At 74.9% G+C, this 22,712-nt stretch carries 19 protein-coding genes, 2 tRNA genes and 2 pseudogenes; 8 read left to right on the forward strand and 15 right to left on the reverse strand.

Annotation, left to right across the window (positions count from 1 at the left end; genetic code table 11):
* Positions 1–12: 12 nt before the first annotated feature.
* The gene (locus tag ACZ4K2_RS01995; protein WP_467472359.1) at positions 13–1,419 is read left to right on the forward strand and encodes an amino acid permease; all 1,407 of its coding nucleotides are present in this window, start codon (positions 13–15) and stop codon (positions 1,417–1,419) included.
* A gap of 150 nt (positions 1,420–1,569) precedes the next feature.
* Here ACZ4K2_RS01995 and ACZ4K2_RS02000 read toward each other — a convergent pair whose 3' ends face one another.
* The 4 genes from ACZ4K2_RS02000 to ACZ4K2_RS02015 all read right to left on the reverse strand — a co-directional run bounded on the left by ACZ4K2_RS02000 (position 1,570) and on the right by ACZ4K2_RS02015 (position 7,018).
* Positions 1,570–4,320 (reverse strand): bifunctional YncE family protein/alkaline phosphatase family protein, encoded by a 2,751-nt coding sequence (locus ACZ4K2_RS02000; protein WP_467472357.1) that lies wholly within the window; start codon positions 4,318–4,320, stop codon positions 1,570–1,572.
* 4 nt (positions 4,321–4,324) lie between these two features.
* Positions 4,325–5,695, reverse strand: coding sequence for an ABC transporter permease (locus ACZ4K2_RS02005; RefSeq protein ID WP_467472356.1), 1,371 nt, complete (start codon positions 5,693–5,695; stop codon positions 4,325–4,327).
* Positions 5,692–6,708 carry an ABC transporter ATP-binding protein gene (locus ACZ4K2_RS02010; RefSeq protein WP_467472354.1) on the reverse strand — a complete coding sequence of 339 codons (1,017 nt, stop codon included), beginning with the start codon at positions 6,706–6,708 and terminating at the stop codon, positions 5,692–5,694. The genes ACZ4K2_RS02005 and ACZ4K2_RS02010 overlap by 4 nt, the downstream gene beginning before the upstream one ends.
* A gap of 236 nt (positions 6,709–6,944) precedes the next feature.
* A tRNA-Pro gene (locus tag ACZ4K2_RS02015) sits at positions 6,945–7,018 on the reverse strand.
* Between the two features lie 245 nt (positions 7,019–7,263).
* Between ACZ4K2_RS02015 and ACZ4K2_RS02020 the strand changes: the two are divergent.
* Positions 7,264–7,711, forward strand: a pseudogene (locus ACZ4K2_RS02020) (SbtR family transcriptional regulator); the annotation flags it as partial.
* 29 nt (positions 7,712–7,740) lie between these two features.
* On the opposite strand, the gene ACZ4K2_RS02025 reads toward ACZ4K2_RS02020, so the two are convergent.
* Positions 7,741–8,256 (reverse strand): hypothetical protein, encoded by a 516-nt coding sequence (locus ACZ4K2_RS02025; RefSeq protein ID WP_467472352.1) that lies wholly within the window; start codon positions 8,254–8,256, stop codon positions 7,741–7,743.
* A 143-nt stretch (positions 8,257–8,399) separates the two neighbouring features.
* On the opposite strand from ACZ4K2_RS02025, the gene ACZ4K2_RS02030 reads away from it, so the two are divergent.
* The 3 genes and pseudogenes from ACZ4K2_RS02030 to ACZ4K2_RS02040 all read left to right on the forward strand — a co-directional run bounded on the left by ACZ4K2_RS02030 (position 8,400) and on the right by ACZ4K2_RS02040 (position 11,215).
* Entirely contained in the window at positions 8,400–8,744 is a 345-nt protein-coding gene (locus tag ACZ4K2_RS02030) for a cupin domain-containing protein (RefSeq protein WP_467472350.1), read from the forward strand.
* 230 nt (positions 8,745–8,974) lie between these two features.
* A pseudogene (locus tag ACZ4K2_RS02035) lies at positions 8,975–10,094 on the forward strand (Gfo/Idh/MocA family protein).
* A gap of 116 nt (positions 10,095–10,210) precedes the next feature.
* The gene (locus ACZ4K2_RS02040) at positions 10,211–11,215 is read left to right on the forward strand and encodes a Gfo/Idh/MocA family protein (RefSeq protein ID WP_467472347.1); all 1,005 of its coding nucleotides are present in this window, start codon (positions 10,211–10,213) and stop codon (positions 11,213–11,215) included.
* Positions 11,216–11,267: 52 nt separating this feature from the next.
* Here the strand turns inward: ACZ4K2_RS02040 and ACZ4K2_RS02045 are convergent, their stop codons facing one another.
* The 5 genes from ACZ4K2_RS02045 to ACZ4K2_RS02065 form a co-directional block, all read right to left on the reverse strand.
* Positions 11,268–11,465, reverse strand: a complete 198-nt coding sequence (locus ACZ4K2_RS02045; RefSeq protein ID WP_467472344.1) for a hypothetical protein — start codon at positions 11,463–11,465, stop codon at positions 11,268–11,270.
* 140 nt (positions 11,466–11,605) lie between these two features.
* Positions 11,606–12,514: a sugar phosphate isomerase/epimerase family protein gene (locus tag ACZ4K2_RS02050; RefSeq protein WP_467472342.1), complete on the reverse strand. Its 909-nt coding sequence runs from the start codon at positions 12,512–12,514 to the stop codon at positions 11,606–11,608.
* Between the two features lies 1 nt (position 12,515).
* Positions 12,516–12,881: a hypothetical protein gene (locus ACZ4K2_RS02055; protein WP_467472340.1), complete on the reverse strand. Its 366-nt coding sequence runs from the start codon at positions 12,879–12,881 to the stop codon at positions 12,516–12,518.
* Positions 12,878–13,897: a sugar ABC transporter substrate-binding protein gene (locus ACZ4K2_RS02060; RefSeq protein ID WP_467472338.1), complete on the reverse strand. Its 1,020-nt coding sequence runs from the start codon at positions 13,895–13,897 to the stop codon at positions 12,878–12,880. Before ACZ4K2_RS02060 ends, ACZ4K2_RS02055 begins: the two co-directional genes overlap by 4 nt.
* Positions 13,898–14,089: 192 nt before the next feature.
* Positions 14,090–15,076: an aldo/keto reductase gene (locus ACZ4K2_RS02065; protein WP_467472335.1), complete on the reverse strand. Its 987-nt coding sequence runs from the start codon at positions 15,074–15,076 to the stop codon at positions 14,090–14,092.
* 143 nt (positions 15,077–15,219) lie between these two features.
* On the opposite strand from ACZ4K2_RS02065, the gene ACZ4K2_RS02070 reads away from it, so the two are divergent.
* Positions 15,220–16,611 (forward strand): cellulase family glycosylhydrolase, encoded by a 1,392-nt coding sequence (locus tag ACZ4K2_RS02070; RefSeq protein ID WP_467472333.1) that lies wholly within the window; start codon positions 15,220–15,222, stop codon positions 16,609–16,611.
* A 71-nt stretch (positions 16,612–16,682) separates the two neighbouring features.
* On the opposite strand, the gene ACZ4K2_RS02075 is transcribed toward ACZ4K2_RS02070, so the two are convergent.
* A tRNA-Pro gene (locus ACZ4K2_RS02075) sits at positions 16,683–16,756 on the reverse strand.
* Positions 16,757–16,859: 103 nt separating this feature from the next.
* On the opposite strand from ACZ4K2_RS02075, the gene ACZ4K2_RS02080 reads away from it, so the two are divergent.
* Complete coding sequence (locus ACZ4K2_RS02080) at positions 16,860–17,366, forward strand: DUF309 domain-containing protein (protein WP_467472330.1); 507 nt, start codon at positions 16,860–16,862, stop codon at positions 17,364–17,366.
* 127 nt (positions 17,367–17,493) lie between these two features.
* Positions 17,494–18,267: a precorrin-6A synthase (deacetylating) gene (gene cobF / locus ACZ4K2_RS02085; protein WP_467472328.1), complete on the forward strand. Its 774-nt coding sequence runs from the start codon at positions 17,494–17,496 to the stop codon at positions 18,265–18,267.
* Positions 18,268–18,270: 3 nt separating this feature from the next.
* On the opposite strand, the gene ACZ4K2_RS02090 is transcribed toward cobF, so the two are convergent.
* The 4 genes from ACZ4K2_RS02090 to ACZ4K2_RS02105 form a co-directional block, all read right to left on the reverse strand.
* A complete protein-coding gene (locus tag ACZ4K2_RS02090) occupies positions 18,271–19,017 on the reverse strand; it encodes a cobalt-precorrin-6A reductase (RefSeq protein WP_467472326.1) in 747 nt (248 codons plus the stop codon).
* 44 nt (positions 19,018–19,061) lie between these two features.
* Positions 19,062–19,835: a sulfite exporter TauE/SafE family protein gene (locus tag ACZ4K2_RS02095; RefSeq protein WP_467472324.1), complete on the reverse strand. Its 774-nt coding sequence runs from the start codon at positions 19,833–19,835 to the stop codon at positions 19,062–19,064.
* A gap of 84 nt (positions 19,836–19,919) precedes the next feature.
* A complete protein-coding gene (locus ACZ4K2_RS02100) occupies positions 19,920–21,434 on the reverse strand; it encodes a long-chain-fatty-acid--CoA ligase (protein WP_467472322.1) in 1,515 nt (504 codons plus the stop codon).
* 58 nt (positions 21,435–21,492) lie between these two features.
* Positions 21,493–22,680 carry a thiolase family protein gene (locus ACZ4K2_RS02105; RefSeq protein WP_467472319.1) on the reverse strand — a complete coding sequence of 396 codons (1,188 nt, stop codon included), beginning with the start codon at positions 22,678–22,680 and terminating at the stop codon, positions 21,493–21,495.
* Positions 22,681–22,712: the final 32 nt, after the last annotated feature.

Raw genomic sequence — 22,712 nt, forward strand, 5'->3', positions numbered from 1 at the left:
GGCGCACCACCCATGCACAGCACCGGGACCGTCCCGCAGCCGGCTCCGGGCCCCGCCGGGCCCGTCCAGGACCCGGGCGGCGACACCGGCCGGCATGCCCGCCGGTTCGGCCTGCCCGTCGCCACCGCGCTGGTCATGGGCAACATCATCGGCGGCGGCATCTTCCTGCTCCCCGCCTCCATCGCCCCGTACGGCACGGTCAGCCTGGTCGCCTTCGCGGTGCTGACCGTCGGCGCCGTCGCGCTCGCCCTGGTCTTCGGCCGGCTCGCCGCCCGGGACCCCCGCACCGGCGGCCCCTACGTCTACGCCCGCGAGGCGTTCGGCGACTTCGCGGGCTTCCTGGCGGCCTGGTCGTACTGGATCACCACCTGGGTGTCGAACGCCGCGCTCGCCGTCGCCGCCGTCGGCTACCTCGACGTGCTGATCCCGGTGAACGGCCACCGCTGGACCGCCTGCCTGGCCGCGCTGGTCCTCCAGTGGCTGCCCGCCCTCGCCAACTTCGCCGGCACCCGGTACGTGGGCGCCGTCCAACTGGTCTCCACGGTGCTGAAGTTCGTGCCGCTGCTGCTCGTCGCGGTCGGCGGACTGTTCTTCTTCGACCCGCACCGGCTCGGGCCGTTCAACTCCAGCGGCCACGGCGCGGTCGGCGCGGTCTCCGCCTCCGCCGCCCTGCTGCTCTTCTCCTACCTCGGGGTGGAGTCCGCCGCCGTCAGCGCCGGCGAGGTCAGGAACGCCCGGCGCAACGTGGGCCGCGCCACGGTGATCGGCACCGCGGGCGCCGCCCTGGTGTACCTGCTGGGCACCCTGTCCGTGTTCGGGACCGTCCCCCACGACCGCCTGGTGACCTCCACCGCGCCGTTCTCGGACGCCGTGGACACGATGTTCGGCGGCGGCTGGGGCGGTACGGCGGTGGCGCTCGCCGCCCTGGTGTCGATGACCGGCTGCCTCAACGGCTGGACCCTGCTGAGCGCCCAGACGCCGTACGCGGCGGCCCGCGACGGGCTGTTCCCGAGCGCCTTCGCCCGCCGCCGCCGGGGCGTGCCCACGGTCGGGGTCGGTGTGACGGTCGTGCTGGCCTCACTGCTCACCGTGTACAACTACGCGTCGGGCTCGGGCCGGGTCTTCGAGGTCCTGGTGCTCGTCACCACGTTCACCGCGACCGTGCCGTACCTGCTGGCCACCGCCGCGCAGCTGTTCCACCTGGTGTCCGGGCGGCCCGGGGCGGTGGACCGGGGGCGGCTGGTCCGGGACTCCGCGGTCACCGCGGTGGCCGCCGCCTTCTCGCTCTGGCTGATGGCGGGCGCCGGTTACACGGCGGTGTACCAGGGTGTGCTGTTCCTGTTCGCCGGGGTCCTCGTCCACGCGGTGATGGCGGCGCGGCGGCAGCGGGCGCGGTCGGCGGCGGCCGGGACGCCGTAGCCCGCCACGGCTCCTCCGGGGCCCTCGTCCCGGCGCCGGTCCCGGTCACCCGTCCGCCGGGGCCGCCGGGGCCGCCGGGGGGCCGTCTCCCGCCTCCCGCCCGTACACCTCGCCGGCGTTCGGGCGGGCCGCCGGTGCCGGGCTCGCGGGTCAGCCGTCGGACTCGGGCGACGGGAGGTAGGCGCCGGGCACCTCGTCCGGCGCGAAGATCTTCTTCTCACCGGGGTACGGCCGGGTCCAGTTGTGCGTCTGGTACCAGGTGAGGTGGTCCAGTTGCGCGGGGTTGGCGAAGTCGGGGACGGCGTGGGTCCCGGTCAGGCGCTGCTTCGACTTCCAGGTGTCCCACTCGGCCGCGAGGGACTTCCTCGCCGCCGGCACCTTCGCCGCCGGCACCGCCGCCGCCCGGGGGTTCTGCGCGGCGGGGGTGTCCGGGCCGCAGGACGGCTGGGTCTTCAGCCCGTCGGTCAGCGGGACCCGGTTGGGCAGCGCGCTGAACGGCGTGTAGTCCGGGCGCCCGGTGAACACGCCCCGCATGGGGGTGGCCGCGCTGTCCTTCTGGTTCATCGGGTGGATGCCGAGGATCTGCTCGATGGTGCGGACCATCGTGATCTGCGAGTAGTAGCGGTCGTCCACGACGCCGTGCCGGGCCCAGGGACTGATGATCTGGACCGGGGCGCGGTGGCCGTCGACGTGGTCCAGGCCCGCCTGGGAGTCGTCCTCGACGATGAAGATCGCCGAGTCCTTCCAGTACTTGCTGTGCGAGATCCGGTCGACGATCCGGCCGGTCGCGAGGTCGTTGTCGGCGACCTGGGCGGCCGGGCCCGCCGGACCACCGGTGTGGTCGCTGGAGAGCCAGAACATGTTCAGGTCCGCCGGGCCGTTCTTCTCGAAGTCCTGCTGCCAGATCTGCTGGCGGTAGACGTCCGGGACGCTGGTGTCGAACTTCGGGAAGCCGGGCACCGAGACGCTGTTGAGCGACGGGATCGGCGACGACGAGTTCAGCGGGTAGGCGGTCGGCCGGCCGGTCGCGGCCATGTTCCTGGCGTCGCAGTACAGGTTCTGCCAGCTCGCCCCGGCGGGCTTGGTCAGGAACTGCTGGAACTCCCCGAAGTTGCGCACGGTCCGCCCGGCCGCCTGCGCGCCCGTCCACAGGAAGCCGGTCTTCTGGTGGCCGAGGGCGTCGTCCTCGGTGTCGTAGCTGCGCTGGTACTCGCCGGCCGAGGACTCCGTGTACTCGGGATTGTCGGCCTGCATCAGCCAGTTGTGGCCCTCGGCGGAGTTGGTGCCGATGTCGTAGGTGTTGTCGTGCAGCCCGAACTGCCGTGCCAGGGCGTGCTGGTTCGGCGTCACGTTCTCGCCGAACTGGGCCAGCGAAGGGTCGCCGTCGCCCTCGGGGACGTCGCCGAAGACCTGGTCGTAGGTGCGGTTCTCCTTCACGATGAGGAAGACGTGCTTGATGGTCGAGGGGTCGCCGATGCGCGCCGGGACCGGCCGCGGCTTCGCGTGGCTCCTGCCCTTGGCCAGCCGGACCGATCCGGCGGTCCAGCCGTTCTGGCGGAACACCTCGGCGGTCCGGGCGCGGATGACGCGGTCGGCGGGCAGCGTGAACGACGTCAGGCTGGAGGTGGTGTCGTGGGTGCCGTGCCCGGTGCTCGCGGGGCGGCGCGCGTCGATGCCGCGGGTGTTCGAGACGACCACCTTGCCGCCCGCGGTGGCGATCTCGGCGGGGAAGTAGTCGGTGGGGAGGAGGCCGACGTAACCGACCGGCTCCTGCGGGGAGGTGTAGCGGTAGACGGCGACGGCGTTGGCGCGGCCGAGCGTCACCAGCAGGCGGCCGTCGTCGGTGAGCGTGACGGCGTCGGGTTCGTAGCCGACCGACGCCTCGGGCCACGGCTGGGTCGAGATGGTCTGCACGACCTTGTCGACGGCCGTGTCGACGACCGACACGTTGTTGTCGGCGGTGTTGGTGACGAACACCGCGCCGCGCCGCGCGTACACCGCGGTCGGGTGCAGTCCGACGTCGATGGTCCCGACGGCGGCGGCGGGGTCGGCCAGGTCGATGACGCTGAGCGTGCCCGTGGTGGTGGCGCCGGTCCGCGGGTCGGCCGGGACCTGGGTGCCGTAGGAGTTGAGCGTGGCGTCGCCGGCCTTCGCGGGCCGTCCGCCCTCGTTGCCGACGTAGAGCTTGGTGCCGACCCGGGCCATGCCGCGTGGCGCGTTGCCCACCGGCCAGCTGCGCTGGACGGCCCCGGTCGCCGCGTCGAGGGCGACGACCCGGTTCTGGCCGTTGACCGCGGCGTAGACGGTGGCGCCGTCGGCGGAGAAGACCGCCCCGGCGACCAGGGCGTGCTTGCTGCCGTCGGCGGGGATCCGGACGGCCACCGGGTCGGCGAGGGTGCCGTCCGGGCGCACCGTGAACCTGGTGTAGCCGTCGGTCTGGCCCAGCCAGAGCTGCTTGCCGTCGGGCGAGTACACGGGGCCCTCCTGGCCCACGGACCCGCTGGGGATGCGCAGGTCGTCCACGGCGGAGGTGCCGACGCGCTGCTTCACCTGCCCGGTGGCGAGGTCCACCACGACCAGCGAGGCGACGCCGTCGGCGAGGGAGGCGGCGAGGTGGCCGCCGTCCGGGCTGACCGTCGACGACATGATCTTGCCGTCGTTGACGACGAGGCGGTCGCCGTACGGGGCGATGTACTGGTCGGCGGAGACGACCTGTCCCCGGGCCGTGACATCGCCGACCCGGTCGGTGCCGAACCGGCCCGTGTCCGCGAGGGCGGTGCCGGTGGCCAGGGCGGCCGTGGCGATGCAGGCCGTGACCAGGGTCGCCCGGCGGCCGACCGGTCTGCCCAGCAGGACGAGGTGCTCCCGCTCGGTCTGCCTGCGGCGGCGCGTTATCTGCATGGCGTCATCCCTTCGGGGAGGTGGGGAGCAGCTCGACGTCGCCGTCGAACTGCCACAGCGGGTTCGGCGCGTCGCCCATGGGAGTGCGCACGAGGAAGTAGCCGTTGACTTCCTTCGGTCCGTCGCCGTCGGCGACGAACCGCCCGTCTGCCGTGATGTCGAGCTGGTAGACGGCCGACCCGGTGGCCGTGACGCCCGGCAGGTGCCAGGAGACGACGCACCGCCAGTCGTTGCCCGGGCCCCGCGCGCCGTCCCGTACTCCGGCCTTGCCGCAGGCCGCCGCGGTCCTGAGCTGTGCCTCGGTGACCGCGGGCCGGTGCAGTTGCCGGGTCTGCATGCGGTACAGGCGGGCGAACTCCGTGGCGAGCGAGCGCTCCACCTTGGTCTGCCCGATCCCGGAGCCCGTGGCCGTGGTCGTCGCCGCCACCACCGCGACCGTCACGCCGAGCAGCCCGGCGAGCGGCAGGACGCCGACGGTGACCGCGCGGCGCGCCGAGCCGTCGTCGGTGGGGTTGGTGAAGTCGCGGCGCAGGAAGAGGACGTACGCCAGTGCGGTCGCGGCCACGGCCCACAGCAGGCTGACGGCGATGCCGATGAGGAGCGGGGTGAGGTGGGCCGGGCTGGTGAACAGCCCCTTCCAGTCGATGAAGACGTCGCCGGGCAGGGCGAGGCGGACGGCGACGGGCAGCGGCAGCATCTGGGCGAGCTGCATCGCCAGCGCGACGAGGGCGGGCAGCAGCAGGCCCGTCGGGGACCGCCCGAGCGCGACCGACCCGAGCAGTCCGATCCCGGCGAGGGCGAGGGTCGGGGCGAGCACGCAGACCCAGGCGAGCAGGACCCTGACCGCCGCGTCCCCCGGCGTGAACAGGTGGCCGTCGAGGCCGACCAGCGGCCGGTTTCCGGCGGCCAGCAGCCCGCCGGCCGTGCTGGAGAGGGCCAGCCCGGCCACGAGCAGCAGGACGACGGTGAGGCCGGCCAGCACCTTCGCCGCGAAGATCCGCCGGGGTGAGCGGACGGCGACGAGCAGGTGGCGCCAGGTGCCGAGCCGGTCCTCGGCGGCGAACACGTCACCGGCGACGACGGAGGTGAGCAGCGGGAGCGCCCAGGTGCCGGCGAAACCGAGGGTGACCAGCGGCCCGGCCCACCCGGTGGCGTGCATCCAGCGGCCGAAGAGGGTGTCCGTGGGCAGCGTGCTCTGCGCGCCGACCCCGGCCGCGAACAGCGCGGGCGCGGTCCAGCAGGCGAGGGCCAGCAGGCGGATCCGCCACTGGGAGACCAGTTTGACGACCTCGAAGCGATAGCCCCGGGCAACCGGGACACGTGCGGGAGCGGTGGCGCGTCCGGGGTCCGCGACGGCGGTCGGGGTCGCGGTCATGCACGGGCCTCCTGGTGCCGGGCGTCGGTCCGTGGTGCGGCACGGGTGCCGGCCGGGCGCTGCCGGGCGCCTCGGCCGGGGGCCGGGTCCGGCTCGGTCAGGGCGAGGAAGGCCGCCTCTAGGGGGGAGACGACCGGCGTGAGTTCGCGCAGCGCGACGCCCGCGCCGACGAGCCGCGCCACCAGGGCGTCGAGGGCGGGCACCGGCGCGTGCACCACCAGGGCCCGCTCGTCGCGGCGTCCGGCGGTGTCGTCGGCCAGGCGGACCCCGGGTGCCCGGGCGGCCAGCCGGCGGGCGTGCGCCGGGTCGGACGTCACCAGCCGGTAGGCGAGTTCGGCGTTCGCGGCGGCCAGTTCCTCCAGCGGCCCGGAGAAGACGACGCGTCCGGTCGCGAGGATGGTGACCTCGGAGCAGAGGGCCTCCAGGTCGTCCATGCGGTGGCTCGACAGCACGATGGCGGTGCCCTCCCGCGCCAGCCGGTCGAGGACGGCGTGGACGTGCTGTTTGGCGGCCGGGTCCAGGCCGTTGGACGGCTCGTCCAGGACGAGCAGCCGCGGCTCGGTGAGCAGGGCGGCGGCGAGGCCGAGCCGCTGGCGCATGCCCAGCGAGAAGCCGCGCGTGCGGTCGTCGGCGACGTCCGTGAGCCCGACCTGTCCGAGCGCGTCGTCGATCGCGGCCGAGCGGGGTCCCGCACCGCGCAGGGCGGCGAGCGCGGCGAGGTTCTGCCGGGCGGTGAGGGAGGGGTACATTCCCGGGCCGTCCACGAACCCGGAGACGCCGCCGGGGACCCCGAACGCCCGGCCCACCGGTGTGCCGAGGACCTCCAGGCCGCCGCCGTCGGGCACGGCCAGGCCCAGCAGCAGGCCGAGCAGTGTCGTCTTGCCGGCGCCGTTCGGTCCGGCCAGGCCGTGGATCCGGCCCCGCGCCACGTCCAGGTCGACGCCGTCGAGCGCGACGACGTCGCCGAAGCACTTGGTGATCCCGCGAGCCCGGATCGCGAGCTGTGAGTCCATGAGCCCCTTCTTTCGAAAGCCTCATGGACCCTAGGCAGCTCACACGACCCCGACGGGGATCACCGGCTGAACGCTCAGGGAACGGAAACCCAAACGACGGTCAACGGCCGCCGCCCGCGGCCGGATCCGGTACCGGGCCCGTCCCGGAGGGGGCCGGTCCCCCGCCGGGCCCGGGAAAACGGGAAGGCCGTTCCAGATGTCCTCTGAAACGGCCTTCGACCTGCGAACGCGCAGTGTCGGGACGACAGGATTTGAACCTGCGACCCCTTGACCCCCAGTCAAGTGCGCTACCAAGCTGCGCCACGTCCCGCTGCGGTCGCACGCGGAGTTCCGCGTGATCACGCAGGTCAAGCCTACCGTACCCGTGCGGGTGCCCGGGTCGGTGCGGGCGTCCCGAGCGGCTCGGCCGGGCGGGCCGGGCGGCGGGCCGGGACGAGGAGGGCGGCGCCGGCCGCGGCCAGGCAGAGCAGGAGCGAGCAGGGCCCAGCCGTGGGTGTAGCCGGAGGCGTACGGCAGGCCCGACGGCTGGAGCCGGCCGGTGACCGGCACGCCGGTGAGCGCGGCGCCGATGGAGCCGCCGATGGTGCGGATGTCGGCGTTCATGCCGGTCGCGGCGCCGGTCTGCGCAGCGGGCACGCTGCCCACGATGAGGTTGACGAGGTCAACGCGCTGTGCCGGACGGCCCGTCGAGCTCGCGGACCGGGAGCCGTGGGAGGCGCTGACGGCCTGGCTGGACCGGTTCGCCGGGTACATGGTGACCAAGCGCGCGGTGCGCGAGGCCCTCGACGGCGAGTCGGACATCTTCCAGGCCTGCCGCGACTCCATGTACGCGGCCGGCGGACCGCTGCTGGAGCGCGCGCAGCGGGCCGGCGCCGCCCGGCCGGACATGGACTTCGGGGACCTGCCGCGGCTGGTCGCCGGGATCACGGCGACGGTCTCCGAGGACGCCGCCCAGCGGGCCCGGGTCCTCGGCATCGCCCTGGACGGGGTCCGCGCCGCACGCCGACCCCGCTCCGCCCGGTGTCCCGGCGGCTACTTGATCAGCGCGTTCGCCACCACCACGACCAGCCCGAGCATCGCGTCCCCCAGCCCCGTGGCCACCGCCACCGGCCGGCTCCGCGCCGTCCAGCGGGCGGTCAGGAAGCCCAGCACGAACAGGATCGCGATGTTGAGGGCGAAGGCCCAGTACTCGACGCCCTTCGCGCCCCACCAGCCCCAGCGCGCGCCCGCGAGCAGGAAGGCCGTGGGCAGTACGGCCGTGACGAGCGGCCACTCGTCACGGACGGCGAGCAGGACGTCCCACCGGTGGTGCGGGGTGCGTTCGGCGATGCAGTGGGCGTAGCCGTGGGCGAGCGCCGAGGCGCACGCGGTCACCAGCACCCACGCGGCGTCGTAGCCCCGGCCCTCGGCGGACGTCTGCCCGTACCGGGTGAGCGCCGCCACCATCGAACTGGCGAGGACGGCGCCGTACACCCCGCCGAACAGGACGGCCTCGCGCGTGGCGTGCCGGCCGGGCGGTGCCGGACCCGGCGCCGTGGAGTCAGCCATGCCCCCCACGATCACCCGGACCCGGCGCCGCCGCCAGTTCGCGCCCCGCCGCCCGCACCCCGACGAAGTGTCCTCCGACCAGGCCCGATGCCCCACACACTGTCCACGGCGGCACGGCCCGCCCGCCGACTAGGGTCGGCCGTATGACGCACAGCTTCGCGCTCCACATCCCCGACGCCGCCCTCGAACCCGAGCCCCTGGACCCCGGGCAGATCGTCTCCGGGAACCCGGAGGTCACCGGGAAGGTGGTCTGGGAGTCGCCGGACGGCCGGCAGATCCGGGGCGTCTGGCAGATCACCCCGGGCGTGGTCACGGACACGGAGGCGGACGAGCTGTTCGTGGTGATCAGCGGGTCGGCGACGATCGAGGTGGCGGACGGGCCGACGCTGCGGGTGGGGCCGGGCGACATGGCGGTGCTGCGCGCGGGCGACCGTACGACGTGGACCGTGCACGAGACCCTCCGAAAGGCCTACGCGATCAACCTCTGACGCCCCCGCACGGGCGTCCTCCGGCGGCCTCCGGTCTCGCCCGTCCGGGCCGGGGCCGCTCCCGTCCGATCAGGTCCGGTCCGATCAGGTCCGGTCCGGTCCGGTCCGGCCCGCGGGAGGGTCCCCGGTCCGACGGTCCCGCCGTCCCGCGCGCGCCAGGTTGACACACCCGCCATGTCCGAACAAAGGTGGCCGGGACGGGAGAGGGACCGGTCCGACGAGGGGCTGCCGTGGTGGATGCGCTGGGTGTCGCCGTCGTCGGGTTCGGCTGGATGGGCCGCGTGCACACCCGGGCGTACGCCCGGCTGCCGCACCACTTTCCGCGGCCGGCGCTGCGGCCCCGGCTGATCGCCGTCGCCGACGAGGTGCCGGGGCGGGCCGAGGAGGCCGCCGGGCGGTTCGGGTTCGCCCGTGCGACCCGCGACTGGCGCGAGGTGGCCGCCGACCCGCACGTCCGGGCCGTCAGCGTCACCGCGCCGAACTTCCTGCACCGGGAGATCGGCGTGGCGATGGCCGGCGCCGGCAAGCACGTGTGGATCGAGAAGCCGGTGGGCCTCGGCGCCGACGACGCCCGCGCGGTCGCCGACGCGGTCACGGCCGCGGGCGTCCAGGGCACGGTCGGCTTCAACTACCGCAACGCGCCCGCCGTCGAGTACGCCCGCGAGCTGGTCGCCGCCGGGGGGGATCGGCACCCCCACCCATGTCCGCGTCCGTCTCCTCAGCGACTACGCGGCCGACCCGGAGTCCGCCCTGACCTGGCGGTACGAGCGGCGGCGCGGCGGCAGCGGGGTGCTCGGCGACCTGGCCTCGCACGGCGCCGACCTGGCCCGCTTCCTGCTCGGCGACATCGCCGCGCTCACCGCCGACACCGCCCTCTTCGTACCGGAGCGCGCCCGCCCCGGCGGCGCGCCGGGCCCGGTGGAGAACGAGGACTACGTCGGCTGCCTGCTCCGGTTCGCCTCCGGCGCGCGCGGCGTGCTGGAGGCGTGCCGGGTCTCGGTCGGCGAGCAGAACAACTACGGCTTCGAGGTGCACGGCACCCGGGGCGCGGTGTTCTGGGACTTCCGCCGGATGAACGAGCTGGGCGTGGCCCGCGGTACGGCGTTCCGGGACCAGCCGGTGAGCACGGTGTACGTCGGCCCCGGCGCGGGCGAGTTCGCCGCGTTCCAGCCGGGCGCGGGCAACGCGATGGGCTACGACGACCTGAAGGTGATCGAGGCGTACCGCTTCGTTCGGTCCGTCGCGGAGGGCAGACCGCACGGCGCCACCCTCGCCGACGCGGTGCGCAGCGCCACCGTGCTCGACGCCATGGCGCGGTCCGCGCGGAGCGGCCACTGGGTGACCCTGTGACCCGGCCCGCACGGCGTCCCCGCCCGGACCGACGACGGCGGCCCCGGCACCCCGCCGACCGCCCGGTGGCCGGCCGGGTCGGACGGCACTCCGTATCCACCCTGGGAGCAGCACCCATGCGCATCGGAATCCTCGGTCTCGGCCGCATCGGCGCCTTCCACGCCGAGACCCTCTCCGGCCTCGACTCCGTCGAGTCGCTCGTCGTCGCCGACCCGTTCGCGGGCGCCGCCGAGGCCGCCGCCGAACGGTTCGGGGCCGAGGTGGCGCACTCGCCGCAGGCCCTGCTGGCGGCCGGTGTGGACGGCGTCGTCGTGGCGGCGGCCACCGACGCCCATCCGGGGCTCGTCCGGGCGGGCGTGGCGGCCGGTGTGCCGGTCTTCTGCGAGAAACCGGTGGCCCGCACCATGGCGGAGGGCACCGAACTGCTGCGGGACGTGCGGGACACCGGCGTACCGGTCCAGATCGGCTACAACCGGCGCTTCGACCGGGGATTCGCCACCGCGCGCGCCGCCGTGCGGGCCGGGGAGCTGGGCCCCCTGCACACGGTGCGCTGCACGACCCTGGACCCGGCGCCGCCGCCGGCCGCGTACGTCGCCGCGTCCGGCGGCATCTTCCGCGACTGCTCGGTGCACGACTTCGACGCCGTCCGCTGGGTGACCGGCCGTGAGGTCGCCGAGGTGTACGCGGTGGGCGGCAACCGGGGCGCCGGCTTCATCGCGGCGGCCGGCGACGCCGACACCACCGGCGCGGTACTCACCCTGGACGACGGCACGATCGCGCTGGTGTCCAACGGACGCCACAACGCGCGGGGTTACGACGTCCGCATGGAACTGCACGGCCTCACCGACTCGATCGCCGTCGGGCTGGACGACCGGCTCCCGCTGCGCTCGGCCGAGCCCGGCGCCACCTTCCCCGCCGGTCCCGCGCACGCCTTCTTCCTGGACCGCTTCGCCGACGCCTACCGCGCCGAACTCACCGCCTTCACCGAGGTGGTGGCCGGCACCCGGCCCTCGCCGTGCACCATCGGGGACGCCCTGGAGGCCGGCTGGATCGCGGAGGCGTGCGCCCTGTCGCTGCGCGAGCACCGCCCGGTGACGCTCGCGGAGGTGCGCGGGGCGTGAAGGCGCGGTGCCGGCGTCCGGGTGGCTCCCCGGGCGCCGGCGCCGCGTCCGGTCAGCCGCAGTACCGGATCAGCCACTCGTCCGGGTTGTACGTGTCCCGCGCCGGGTCGGGCAGGGTCGCCGGCCTCGTCTCCACCATGTCCTGCGGGTGTATCCGCTCGGGCAGGTGTGCGAAGCGCTCGTGGCGCCGGGCGGCGGCCGCGTCGGCCGGTTCCCGGGCCGCCTCGTGGACTTCCGTGCGATGTGCCATCTCGTCCTCCCGTCCGCGCGGACGTTCCCCGTCACCCGTGTGACGCCCGCGTGCTCCTCCTTGGTTCCCGGCCCCGCCGTGGCCGAATCCGCAGGGGTACCGAAGGAACCGGCGCGCACACCGGCCGGCGCCGGGTCCGCTCAGGCCCCGCAGGACCGCAGGAAGCGCCGGGTGCGCACCGCGATGGGCAGCGGCGCGTCCGGTTCGCACGGGTACATGTCCTGCTCGACGATGGCGAAGAGTTCCGTACCGAGTTCCTGCGCCGCCCGGAGCACCGGTGCGAGGTCCGGGACGCCGGAGGGCGGTTCGCACATCACCCCGCGCCGGACGGCCGGCCCGAACGGCACCCCGTCCGCGAGCACCCCGGCGAGGATGTCCGGGTCGACCTGCTTGAGGTGGAGGTAGCCGATGCGCTCGCCGTAGGTCTCGATCAGCTTGACGCTGTCGCCGCCGCAGTAGGCGTAGTGCCCGGTGTCCAGGCAGAGGCCGACCAGTTCGGCGTCGGTCGAGTCCAGGAAGCGCTCGACGTGCTCCTCGGTGTCGAGGTGGGTGTCGGCGTGCGGGTGCACGACGATGTCGAGGCCGTAGCCCTCCTTCACCTCGCGGCCGAGCCGCTCCATGCCCTCGGTCAGGTGCGTCCACTGCCGCGCGGTCAGCTCGGGCGGCTCCAGGATCTCGGCGGTCTTGTCGTCCCGCCAGAACGAGGGGATCACCACCAGGTGCCGGGCGCCCGTCGCACGGGTGAGCGCGGCCACCCGGCTGACGTGGTCCCAGGTCTCCGCCCAGACGGCGGGGCCCCGGTGCAGCCCGGTGAAGACCGTGCCCGCGGACACCTTCAGGCCGCGCCGGGCGACCTCGTCGGTGAGGCGTGCCGGGTCGGTGGGCAGGTAGCCGTACGGGCCCAGCTCGATCCAGTCGTAACCGGCCTCGGCGACCTCGTCGAGGAAGCGGTCCCAGGGCACCTGGCGCGGGTCGTCGGGGAACCACACGCCCCAGGAGTCGGGGGCCGAGCCGACCCGGATGCGGTCGAGGGGGGTGGGGTGAGCCATGTCAGGGTGTTCCTTCCGGCGGGGTCGCCATGGGTGCGGTGGGGCCGCCCTCCCCGGGCGGTCCGCCGGCGTCGCGGGCCCGGGCCGGTTCGTGCCCGAGGGCCGTCGGCTCGGCGCCGCCGGCCATGAGGTCGGTCAGGTCCTCCGGTGAGGTCTCGTCGCGGTCGGCGGACGGTTCCAGGGTGCCCCGGCAGAGGACGATGAAGTGGTCGCCGACCGGATGGGCGTGGCGCGGGTCGTGGGTGACGAGGACGGCGCCCGCCTCGGGCCGGGCCCACGGCCGCGGGAGCGGCGGACGGCAGACGGCGGCCCGCCCGGGTCCGGACGCCGGGGGCCGGTCCACCGCCGGCCGGGGCGTGCTCGTCACCGGGTGCCCTTCGCGGCGTGCCGGGCGACCTCGTCGACGTTGGACCGGTCGACGAAGGCCGGGCCGGTGAGCACCGGCTGCTCCCCGCCGCCGCTGTAGTTGCCGTTGTTCTCGTAGAGCCACAGCGCGTCGACCGCGAGGTAGCCCTGGAGGTAGGGCTGCTGGTCGACGGCGAACTCGACGGTGCCCTCCCGCACCGCCTCGACGAGCTGCTCGTCGAGGTCGAACGTGGCCACCTTCGCCTTGCCGCCGGCGTCGCCCACCGACCGGACCGCGGTCAGGGCGAAGGGGGCGCCGAGGGTGACGACGGTGTCGACGTCGCCGTCCTGCTTCAGCTTCGCCGTGATCGTGGACCGCACGGACGGCATGTCGGTGCCGTTGACGTACAGGGTCTCGGTGGTGCCGTCGAACGTCCGGCGCACGCCGTCGCAGCGCTGGGTGAGGCCGACGTTGCCCTGTTCGTGGATGACGCAGACGATCCTCTTCGCGCCGGTGGCGTCCAGCTTGTCACCGAACGCCTCGCCCGCCACGCCCTCGTCCTGCCCGAAGAACTCCAGCAGGCCGAGCCTCTTCCACTCGTCGACACCGGAGTTGAGGCCGACCACCGGGATGCCGGCCTGCCGCGCCCGCGCGAGCGCGCCCCGCATCGGGCCGGGCTTGGCCAGGGTGAGCGCGATGCCGTCCACCTTCCGGTCGATCGCGTTCTGCACCAGGCCGGCCTGGTTGCCGGCGTTCGGGTCGGCGGAGTAGACGAGTTCGACGTTGTCCTTGGCCGCCGCGGCCTCCGCGCCCTTGCGCACCGTGTCCCAGAAGGTGTCGCCGGGCGTCTGGTGGGTGACCAGCGCGACGGTCATGCGGGGGGTGCCGGCCCGGCCCGCGGCGGTGTCCGCCGCGGCCTCCTCGGCCTTCCCGCCCCCGTGGCCGCTGGAGCAGCCGGCCAGGGTGAGGGCCGCCGCGGCGGCCAGGGCCACGAGGGGGGCCGGTCCGCGGGAGCGGGGACGCGAAGGTCGGTCCATCTTTCCTGCACCTCTCACTGTGGGGCGGCGGGGCGAGGAACGCGGATGCGTCGGGAGGGGATACAAAACCCTGCCGGACCCCCTGTCAAGGCTTTGTCAGGACATCACCTCACCCTCGGTCGCAGGCGTGGACCCGGCGTGGACACCCTCGCCCCGCCCAGGCCCGGCCCCGGCCGGGGCCGGGCCGCGCGGTCAGTGGGCCGCGTCCAGCAACGCCCTCTGCTCAGCGGTGAGTTCGAGGTCGACGGCGGCGAGGGACTCGTCGAGCTGCGCCACCGAGGAGGCGCCGACGAGCGGTATCACGGGCAGTTCGCCGCCCAGTTGCCAGGCCAGCACGACCTGGTTGACGGTGGCCCCGGTCTGCCGGGCCACCTCGCGCAGCGCCGTGAGGCGGGCCGGGGTGCCGGGATGGTCGTAGTCCGGGGGCAGCGGCTTGTCGGAGCGGGTGTAGGCGCCGCCCAGCAGCGGCGAGTAGGCGACCAGGGCAAGCTGCGGCTCCGCCCGCAGATAGCTGCGGAGCTGGGCGTCGGTGCCGCCGAGACTGCCGTCCGGGAACAGCCCGCTCGGTACGTCGGTGCGCGGGCGCAGGTAGCTGTGCTGGTACTGGAGGACGTCGTAGCCGGGCAGTCCCGCGGCCGCCGCGAGGGCGCGGGCCCGCTCCACCCGCCACACCGCGTGGTTGCTGACGCCGAGCAGGCCGACGGTCCCTTCGGCGACGAGCGCGGCGAAGCCCTCGACGGTCTCCCGGAGCGGGACGGCGTGGTCCTCGATGTGCGCGTACAGCAGGTCGAGCCGGTCCACCCCGAGCCGTTCCCGGCTGCGGTCGGCGGACTCGCGGACGACCTTCGCGGACAGCCCCTCGGCGTTGTCCGTGAAGCCGGTGCCGGGCGCGAGCGGACGGGCGCCGAGCTTGGTGGCGACGACGACCTCGCCCCCGACACCCCGGCTGCGCCGCCAGCGCCCGAGCAGCTCCTCGCTCTGCCCGCCCTGACCCCCGTCCTCCCAGAAGGCGTAGTTGTCGGACGTGTCGATGAAGGTGCCGCCCGCCTCCACGTAGCGGTCGAGCACGGCGAAGGACGTCTTCTCGTCGGTCCGCGACCCGAACAGCATCGCGCCGAGCGCGAGCACGCTCACCTCCCGGCGGGTGGCGGGGTCGGTGCCTATCGTGCGGTACTTCATGGCGGTTCCTCCTGTGCGGGGCCGGTGCGGCCGGTGCCACGGGAGTCTTCAGCTTGAAGTGCACGCGAAGTCAAGGCTCTTGAAGAGTGCCCCGGCTGCTGATGGGATGCCCGGCACCACGTCGCCGGCCCGGAGGTCCCGAAGTGCTGCGAGCGATTCTGACGGCGAGCGCGGTCGTCGCCGCGCTGCTTGCCCCCGCCACCGCCACCGCCCACGCCACCACCACCGCCAACGCCCGGGAGACCGGGCAGGACATACCCCGGCTCACCGACCGGCAGGGCCGGGCGCTCACCCTGCACGGCTGGAACATCGAGGACAAGGCGCACCGCGGCCGGGAGGCCCTCACCGCCATCACCGAGCGCCACCTGCGCGACATGCGCGCCCGCGGTTTCGACGCCGCCCGGCTGCTGATCTTCTGGGACGACCTGGAGCCCCGGCCCGGCCGGTACAGCGAGGAGTACCTGCGCCGGATCGGCCGCATCCTGGACTGGGCCGCGCGGTACGGCGTCCGGGTGGTGATCGACGCCCACCAGGACGTCTTCGGGCCCGCCTTCGGCCACCGCGGGATCCCCGAGTGGGCGACCAGGACCGACGGGCTGCCGTTCACCCCGCATCCCGGCGACTGGTTCGCCGAGTACTTCGAACCGGCCGTGCAGCGCGCGTTCACCCACCTGTACGAGGACGAGGACCTGCGCCGCGCGCAGGCGGCGATGTGGCGTACGCTCGCCACCCGCTTCGCCCACCACCCGGCCGTGCTCGGCTACGACCTGATCAACGAACCGATGGGGGAACCGCGGCCCGGCGAGGACCTCGCGACGGCCGCGCGCAGGATCGAGCGCGACCAGCTCACCCCCATGTACAACCGCCTGGCCGACGCCGTCCGGCCGGCCGGCCGGGACGCCTGGCTGTTCGTCGAGCCGACCCCGGCCGTGGGCGAGGGCGTGCCGACCGGCCTCGGCCGCGTCCGCGATCCGCGGGTCGTGTACGCGCCGCACTTCTACGACACCGCGATGGAGGCGGGCGGCGACTACGACCCCGGGGCCGGCTGGATCGAGGCGTACGAGCGGGCCGTCACCGTGTACCCCCGGCGCCACCGGGTCCCGGTCGCGGTCGGCGAGTGGGGCCCGCCGGACAGCTCCCTGCCCCACATGAACCGCTTCTACCGCGACGCCCTGGCCTCCCTGGACCGCTACGCCTCCGGCTGGACGGGCTACGTGTGGTGCTACGGCGGCGGGTACTGCGCGGTCGACGGCACCGGCGCCTTCCACCCCAACAAGGAGCTGACCGCCGAGCCGTACGCGGAGAGCGTGGCGGGCTCGGTCCGCTCCGCGTCGTACGACTCCCGGACGGGCGTGTACCGGCTGTCCTACCGCGCGGCCGCCCGCGGTCCCCGGGTGACCGCCCTGTCCCTGCCGCCGGGCTCCTGGCGGATCACGGCCGACGGCGGCGCCCGCGTCCTGCGCCGCTCCCCCGGCCGGGCCTGGCTGCTCGCCGCGCCGGGGCACCCGGTCACCGTCACCGTACGACGGGGCTGAGCGGACCGGACACGCGTGAGGGCCGCACCGGAAACCTCCGGTGCGGCCCTCACGACCCGCGTTCTCGCAAGTCGGGACGACAGGATTTGAACCTGCGACCCCTTGACCCCCAGTCAAGTGCGCTACCAAGCTGCGCCACGTCCCGTCACGCTCACACGCGGCCTGCCGCGTGATCGTGCGGACAGTACTTTACCCCACGCCGGGGGTGGTCCGGAGGAGACCCCGCGGGGCGAGGGACAATCGGCGCCATGACGAACACGGGCGCATCGGATGCCAGGGACCGGGACCAGACCGGGCGGGCCCGGAACGCGCGGCCCCGGGACGGGCTGGGGCGGCCGCTGCCCTACGGCGCCGAGGGTGTGCCCCGGCAGCCGGAGGGGATCGTGCGGGCGCCGCGGGAGACGGTCGCGCAGGCGCAGGCGCTGCTGGCGGCGGGGCGTCCGTTCCACGCGCACGAGGTGTTCGAGGACGCCTGGAAGTCGGGGCCGGCGGACGAGCGCGCGCTGTGGCGGGGGCTGGCGCAGCTCGCGGTGGGTCTCACGCACGCGGCCCGCGGGAACGCCGTCGGCGGGGCGCGGCTGCTGCGGCGCGGTGCGGGCGCGGTCGGGGAGTGGCAGGGCGCGCGGGGCGAGGACCGGCCCTACGGCCTGGACCTGGCGGGGATCGCCGGGTGGGCGCGGGAGCTGGCGGACCGGGTGGAGCGGGGCCCGGGCCCGGTGGACGCCCGCTCCGAGGCACCCCGGCTGGGCCCCTGAGCGGGGCCCCGGGCGCGGCGCGGCGAGGAGGGCCCGCCCCGGGGCTTCGGGCGGGGCCGGACGAGGGCTGCGCGGGGCGCGCGGAGGCGGTGGGCGGGCCGCCGGGGGCATGCGGCAGACTCGGGGCGTGCGAGAGATTCATGTCATCGGTATCGGTGCGGGCGACCCGGACCAGCTGACCCTCCAGGCGGTCAAGGCGCTGCGCGGCACGGACGTGTTCTTCCTGCTCGACAAGGGCGAGGTGAAGAGCGACCTGACCCGGCTCCGGCGGGACATGCTCGACGCGCACCTGCCTGCGGGGTCCTACCGGGTGGTGGAGGCCCGGGACCCGGAGCGGGACCGGCGGGCGGGCGGGACGGCCTACTCGCCGGCCGTCGGCGACTGGCGCAGCGCCCGTGCCGGGATCTACGAGCGGCTGATCGCCGAGGAGCTGCCCGAGGACGGCACCGGCGCCTTCCTGGTGTGGGGTGATCCGGCGCTGTACGACAGCACGCTGGGGATCCTCGACGAGGTGCTGGAGCGGGGCGCGGTGGAGTTCCGCTACGACGTGGTGCCCGGGGTCAGCAGTGTCTCCGCGCTGGTCGCCCGGCACCGCACGGGGCTGAACCGGGTCGCCCGGCCGGTGCAGATCACCACCGGGCGGCGGCTGGCCGAGGGGTTCCCCGAGGGCGTGGACGACGTGGTCGTGATGCTGGACGCCCACCAGTCGTTCCGGCGGTACGCCGGGGAGGACATGGACATCTACTGGGGGGCCTACATCGGCACGCCGGACGAGATCCTGGTCTCCGGGCCGATCGCCGAGGCCGGTCCGCGCATCGAACGGCTGCGGGCCGAGGCGCGGGAGCGCAAGGGCTGGATCATGGACACCTACCTGCTGCGCCGGAACCCGGGCGACGCCTGACGGTCACTGCGGGCCGAGACCCAGCCAGCGCAGCACATCCGGCACGTCGGGCACCGCCGTGACGCCGTCCGGCAGCGCGGGCCGGCGTACGACGACGACGGGCAGGCGCAGGTCGCGTGCCGCGGTCAGCTTCGCGGCCGTGGCCTCGCCGCCGCTGTCCTTGGTCACCAGGACGTCGATGCGGTGGGCGCGCAGCAGCCGCAGCTCGCCGGCGACGGTGAACGGGCCGCGGGCGAGGACCGTCTCGGTGTCCGGCGGCATCGGCGGCTCGGGCGGGTCGACCGACCGCACGACGAAGTGCACGCCGCTCAGGTGGGCGAACGCGGCGAGGCCGAGGCGCCCGGTGCTGAGGAAGACCCGGCGTCCGAGGCCGGGCAGCGCCTCGGCGGCCCCGGCCAGGGACGGGACGTCGTACCAGCGGTCGCCGGGGACCGGCCGCCAGCCGGGGCGGCGCAGGACGACCGCCGGCACCGCGGCGGCCGCCGCCGCCTCGGCCGCGTGGGCGGTGACGGTCCCGGCGAAGGGGTGGGTGGCGTCGACCAGGGCGTCCACCCGGTGCGTGCGCAGCCACCCGGCCAGGCCCGGCGCACCGCCGAAGCCGCCGGTCCGCACCTCGCCCGCGAGCGCGCCCGGCCGCGCGACCCGGCCAGCCAAAGAGGTGGTGACCCGGATCCCGGGCCGGGCGGCGAGATCGGCGGCGAGGAGGCGGGCCTCGGTGGTGCCGCCGAGGATCAGGACGTGCGCGGGCATGGGGGTGAGGGTACGGGGTCGCGGGACCGCGGCCGCTGCCCGTCCTAGCGCAGCAGCAGCTGGAGGCCGCCCACGACGGTGGCCGCGATCACCAGTTGCTCGAACAGCCGCTGGTCGATCCGGTGCACGGCCCACTTGCCGAGCAGCGCGCCCGGCACCACGAACACCACCAGCGCGGCGTCGAGGAGCAGGGAGTCCCCGTCGATCAGGCCGAGGCCCGCGCTGAACGGCACCTTGGAGACGTTCACGATGAGGAAGAAGAACGCGGAGGTGCCGAGGAAGCCGAGCTTGCGGAAGCCGGCGGAGAGCAGGTACAGCGACATCACGGGGCCGCCCGCGTTGGCGACCATCGTCGTGAACCCGCCGAGCACGCCGTACGAGCGCGCCTTCACCCGGCCCGCCCGGGTCGACACCTCGTCCGGGGCCGCGGTCATCCCGGCGGTCCGCCGGCGCCACACGGTGATCCCGGCCATCAGCAGCAGGATCGCGCCGATGGAGGTGCGGACGGTTCCGTCGCCGGCCCACACCAGGAACAGGGTGCCGGCGACCACGCCCACCGCGACGGCCGGGAACAGCCGCCAGAGCGTGGGCCAGTGCGCGTGGCGCCGGTAGGTGAGGACGGCGAGCACGTCGCCGGCGATCAGGAGGGGCAGCAGCACGCCGGTGGAGGCGCGGGCGGGCAGGACCGCCGCGAAGACCGCGAGGCTGACCGTGTTGGCCCCGCTGACCGCGGTCTTGGAGAAGCCCACGAGCAGGGCCGCGAAGGCGAGGGCGGCGAACTCCCAGCCGGACAGGTGCCAGAGCGTCATCGTGTTCATGCGGGGACCGATCATATGTCCGGACAAGCCCGGGGCCCAATGACCGTCCCGCGGGGCGGGCGACCGGGAGGGGGCCGCCGGTCGTCAGCCCCGGACCGCGTACTGCGTCCGCAGCTCCCGCTTGAGCACCTTCATGCTGGGGCCCAGCGGCATCGCGTCGGTGAGCTCCACGCGCCGGGGGTACTTGTGCCGGCCGAGGTGCTCCTTGGACCACGCGGTGACCTCGGCGGCGTCGACGTCCGCGCCCGGTGCCGGGACGACGACGGCGCAGACCTCCTCGCCGTGCAGTTCGTCGGGCAGCCCGATGACGGCGACCTGGGCGACGCCCGGGTGGCGCATCAGGACCTCCTCGACCTCCCTGGGGTAGACGTTGTAGCCGCCGCGGATGATGACGTCCTTCTTGCGGTCGACGATCCGCAGGAAGCCCTCGTCGTCCTTGGTCCCGAGGTCGCCGGTGCGGAACCAGCCATCCACCAGGGCCTCCGCGGTGGCCTCGGGGCGGCCGAGGTAGCCGGAGAAGACGTTGTGGCCGCGGACGACGACCTCGCCCAGCTCGCCCGGCGGCAGCAGCTCGATCCGGTCCTCCGCCTCGGCGCGGGCGATCTCCACGTCGACGCCCCACAGCGGGTGGCCGATGGTGCCGGGCCGCGTGCCGAACGCCGGCTGGTTGACGGTCGCGGCCGGGGAGGTCTCCGACAGGCCGTACCCCTCGTGGATGCGCGCTCCGAACGCGGCCTCGAACCGTTCCAGCACGGCGGCCGGCAGCGAGGCGCCGCCGGAGACGCACAGGCGCAGCGCGGGCAGCTCCGCCGCGTCGGCGGCGGCCGCCGCGAGGGCCACGAACATGGTGGGCACGCCGTGGAAGGTGTTCACGCCCTCGCGCACCATCAGCTCGATGGCGCGGGCCGCGTCGAAGCGGGGCAGCAGCACGAGCGTGGCGCCGGCGCGCCAGGTGGAGTTGAGCGAGACCGTCTGGCCGAAGGCGTGGAACAGCGGCAGCGCGCCGAGGGCGATGTCGCCGGCCCGGACGTCGTGGGCGTCGAAGGCGTTGACGGTCGCGTTCATCACCAGGTTGAGGTGGCTGAGGACGGCGCCCTTGGGGACCCCGGTCGTACCGCTGGTGTAGATGATCACCGCCGGGTCGTCGGCGGTCCGGGTGACGTAGGAGGGCAGTGGCCCGGCGTCCGCCGCGAGCGCGTCGAACTCCGCGCCCAGGGTGACGGTGCGCACGCCCGTGGCGTCCGCGGCGGCCCGGCCGGTCGCGGCCTGGGCGGGGTGGACGAGCAGCAGGGACGCCCCGCTGTCCGCCAGCACGTGCTCGACCTCGCCGGGCGACAGCAGCAGGTGCACGGGGACGGCGACGGCGCCGGCCGCGGCGATCGCGTAGTAGGCGACGGGGAACTCGGCGGTGTTCGGGGCCATCAGGGCGACCCGGTCGCCGGGCCGCACCCCGAGGGCGGTGAGCGCGCCCGCCCGGGCCAGCGCCCGCCGCCACACCTCGGCGAAGGTGAGCCGCAGGTCGCCCTCGACGAGGGCGGTCGTACCGGGGCGGCGCCGGGCGTTCTCGGCGAGGACGGCGGCGACGGACAGGGTTGCCATGGGCGTGGTGCTCCGTTTCTTGCTGCGGCTCGTGGTACCGGTTCCCCGCGGGGAACCCTCAGGGGCGCTCGACCAGCACCGCCGTCCCCTGGCCGACCCCCACGCACATGGTGGCGAGTCCGCGCTCCGCGCCCGTGCGCCGCATCCGGTGCAGCAGGGTGGTGAGGATGCGGGCGCCGGAGCAGCCGAGGGGGTGGCCGAGGGCGATGGCGCCGCCGGTGGGGTTCACCAGCTCCGGGTCGATGCCGAGCCGGTCGACGCAGGCGAGTGCCTGCGCGGCGAACGCCTCGTTGAACTCGGCCTCCCGGACGTCCCCCATCTCCCAGCCGGCCCGGGCCAGCGCCTTGCGCGTGGCGGGGACCGGTCCGAGGCCCATCACGTCGGGGTGGACGCCGGCGGAGGCGCCCGCGACGTACCGGCCGAGGGATTCGAGGCCCAGCTCGTCCAGGACGTCCTCGCTCACCAGCAGCAGGCCGGCGGCGCCGTCGTTCATGGGCGAGGCGTTCCCGGCGGTGACGGTGCCGTCGGGCCTGAAGACCGGCCTGAGCCGGGACAGCTTCTCCAGCGAGGTGTCCTCGCGCACGCACTCGTCCTGCTCGACGGTGGTGCCGTCCGGGCGGGTCACGGGCAGCAGTTCGGCGTCGAAGAGGCCCTTGCCGCGCGCGGCGGCGGCCAGCCGGTGGCTGCGCAGGGCGAACGCGTCCTGCCGGGCCCGGGAGACGCCGTGCCGGGCGGCGACCTCCTCGGCGGTCTCGCCCATGGAGAGCAGGCCGTGCAGCTCCTTCATGGCGGGGTTGACCAGCCGCCAGCCGAGCCGGGTGTCGTGGGTCTCGACGCGCTGCGGCAGTGCCTCGTCGGGGCGGGGCAGGACGAAGGGGGCGCGGCTCATCGACTCGGAGCCGCCGGCGACGACGACGTCGGCCTCGCCCGCGGCGATGGTCCGGGCGGCGGCGGTGACCGCTTCAAGGCCGGAGGCGCACAGCCGGTTGACGGTGGCGCCGGGCACGGAGTCGGGCAGTCCGGCGAGCAGGGCGGCCATGCGGGCGACGTTGCGGTTGTCCTCGCCGGCCTGGTTGGCGGCGCCCCAGTAGACGTCGTCGATCCGGGCCGGGTCGAGCGCGGGCACGTCGGCGACGAGGCGCCGGATCACGGCCGCGGCCAGGTCGTCGGGGCGGACGGAGGACAGGGCGCCGCGCAGCTTGCCGATGGGGGTGCGGCGGGCGGTCGCGAAGTGGACGGGACGCACGGCGGGGACTCCTGACCTACGACGTTGTGGAT

This window comes from Streptomyces sp. NPDC025833, assembly GCF_055558055.1.